Source organism: Haladaptatus sp. (genome assembly GCF_049589095.1).
Classification (GTDB): domain Archaea; phylum Halobacteriota; class Halobacteria; order Halobacteriales; family Haladaptataceae; genus Haladaptatus.
Genome location: NZ_JBAWAC010000039.1, coordinates 1 through 2601, shown reverse-complemented (window position 1 = coordinate 2601; position 2601 = coordinate 1). Strand labels below are relative to the sequence as shown.

At 60.8% G+C, this 2601-nt stretch carries 4 protein-coding genes; 2 read left to right on the top strand and 2 right to left on the bottom strand.

What is annotated here, in order from left to right; all coding sequences use genetic code 11:
* The coding region (locus WBV42_RS01325; protein ID WP_423984441.1) for a DUF5786 family protein at positions 1-154 on the bottom strand (154 nt) is incomplete at its 3' end.
* Between the two features lie 215 nt (positions 155-369).
* On the opposite strand from WBV42_RS01325, the gene WBV42_RS01320 reads away from it, so the two are divergent.
* Complete coding sequence (locus WBV42_RS01320) at positions 370-1380, top strand: DUF5784 family protein (protein ID WP_253233929.1); 1011 nt, start codon at positions 370-372, stop codon at positions 1378-1380.
* Here the strand turns inward: WBV42_RS01320 and WBV42_RS01315 are convergent.
* Entirely contained in the window at positions 1377-1661 is a 285-nt protein-coding gene (locus tag WBV42_RS01315) for a DUF5789 family protein (protein WP_423984440.1), read from the bottom strand. The two genes, WBV42_RS01320 and WBV42_RS01315, sit on opposite strands and share 4 nt — an antisense overlap.
* Before the next feature lie 167 nt (positions 1662-1828).
* Here WBV42_RS01315 and WBV42_RS01310 point away from each other — a divergent pair.
* Positions 1829-2601: PHP domain-containing protein (locus tag WBV42_RS01310; RefSeq protein ID WP_423984439.1), on the top strand; the 773-nt coding region annotated here is incomplete at its 3' end.

Genomic DNA, 2601 nt, shown 5'->3' with positions numbered 1-2601 from the left:
CGAACTGCTTGAGCAGGTCTTCGGCTGAGTCGCCGGAATCGTACTCAACAGTCCCGTGATATTCGGACCGTACGTCATCGACGGTCGTGTCAACGCTACTGTTTTTCCGCTCGCGGCGTTCGTGTTCTTCTTCGTCATAGGCACCCATTGACATGACAACCACACCCATACTTGGCGAGGGGTAGTTATTAATGTAACGGATAATCACATTATACGTTCACGATGGACTATCGTCAGACGGAAAGAGGTACTCGAAGAAACGGAGCAGGTGAACCGATGGAAAAGACGACGGAACTGAGAGGAGAGATGTATTCGTGACGACCGGTGTGGTGCATAACACGTAAACATTCTCGGTTACTAGGTCATCCCGTGGCAAGCCCGCTCCGCTTTCGCCGCTCTACGGAGCGGTGGGACGACGACCGCATAACGACGGAGTTGTATTCGCACCTCGACTCGAACCTCGGGGCGCGTTCGACGACACCACACTACGTGGAACCGAACGGCTTCGAGGCACGGCGTTTCGAGATGGATAACGGCGACGTGGCGCTGTTCGTCTGGAACGACGACCTCGCCTACTGGCTCGGGAATACCGAGACGCCGCCCGCACTCTGGCGCACGAACAAGTACACCTTCGACGAGATTCCGTATCCTATCGCGCGGTGGAGTCAACGCGAACTCCTCGCGGATCTCGCCGTCGAATCCCCGTGGCTGGCCGAATACGACTACCTCTCGTGGTTCTTCCTTCCCGTCTTCTTCTCGAAGGACGGCCGCGAAACCTCGCGGGCATTTTTCCGTAAGTACGCCGCCGGATTCCCCGACGCGACGCGCGACCAAGCGCTCTCGTTTTACGAGCGATTTCTCAGCACTGGTGCGCTGGACGACTACCGATACACGATGGCGTCGAAACTCGGGACGAGCGAGTACTTCGACGAGAACCGCATGAGTTCGACGATGAGCGAGTTCACCGTCGCAAAGATACTGACCGACGCCGGGTACGCCGTCGAACCCGAAATCGAGGTGACGACCGGCCATTCGCTCGATTTCCGTGCCGACCCCGCCGACGGCAACCAGTCCACGCTGGTCGAAGTGACCCGTCCACGTCCGCCGACCCGGCGGGCCGCGGATACGCCCGTCGCGGCGGTGCGCGAGACCGCGGAAACGAAGACGAACGGGCAACTGAGCGAGCACGGTGGCGGCGCGGTGTTGTTCGTTGACTGCACCGGATTCCGGGACGACGAGTGGGCCGCCGTCGTCGGCGAGCAACCGGGCGTCCGTCATCGACCGGCGGTCGTCTTCCGCGCTCGACCGTCCGGACACATCGAAGCGTACGAGAAGGGGTCGGTACCGCTGTCGCTGAACCGTGCGCTCGACTGGGTCTAGAACGAGACCTGGTCGGGACCGGACGTTCCCATCGTCGTCGGGTCGCGGTCGCTGTAGTACCGGCGACCGATTGCCTTGTGGCTGATGGCGTTGTACATCGCTTCTTGGGCCTGCTGTGGCGACTCGTACGTTTCGTCTCCGGTACGGTTGAACACCTCTTCGAGGGTTTCAGTCCCGTTCGGGAGGTCGATGACGTAGTCGCCGTGGGACGCGATCAACCGTTCCGTGTCGGTCGGATACTGATGTTCATCGAGCAGTTGGCTTGCCTTCTTGAGCGTCATTACGAACAGTTCTAAATCAAAGACCATTATAAACATTTCCGCCAAGGGGATACGGAGAATATAAGGATGTACAATCGGTATAGATTCGACGCTTCGTCGCCGCCCTGTCCCGCAAAAATCGCCGGTCGAACCACAAACACCTTCGTTCGAGCTACCGGAGGAAGGACATGAGCGTTTTTGCGGATCTACACGTCCACACCACTAACTCCGACGGGTCGATGGAACTGTCCGACGTTCCGGCGGCCGCGCGGTCGGCGGACGTGTCCGTCGTCGCCATCACGGACCACGACCGACTACATCCGGAACTACCGACGCCGATCAGCGTGGTGGATGGGGTTACGGTCGTTCACGGCATCGAACTGCGGGTGAGCGCACCCGATGGCCAGCATCTCGACTTGCTCGGCTACGGCGTCTATCCGACACCGGAACTCGCCGACGAACTGGAGCGCCTGCAAGCCGACCGCAAGGAACGCGGACAGGCCATCATCGACTCCGTCGAAGACCGACTCGATATCGACCTCGGACTCGAATCGCGCGAGGGGCTCGGACGACCGCACATCGCTCGCGCCATCGAAGCACACCCGGAAACCGAGTACGATTTTTCCGGCGCGTTCGACGAACTCATCGGCGCTGGCGGACCGTGCTACGTCGCACGGGACGTGCCGACGTTCGAGCACGGCGTCGAACTGCTCTCGGACGCGAGCGGCCTCGTCGGTTTGGCCCACCCGTATCGGTACGACGACCCCACTTCGGCGCTCGCCCTCACCAGCGAACTGGATGCCGTCGAGCGATACTATCCCTACGGACGCGAGGTGGATACGCGACCGCTGGAACGGGCGATTGCCGACCACAACTTGGTGCCGACTGGCGGAAGCGACGCCCACGGTGACGTGCTCGGAAAAGCCGGACTCTCGAAGGCGGAATACCGTCACTTCAGGAG

Coding starts and splice junctions, on each gene's coding strand:
- WBV42_RS01315 (WP_423984440.1), bottom strand. CDS start 1,661: ATGACGCTCAAGAAGGCAAGCCAACTGCTCGATGAACATCAGTATCCG.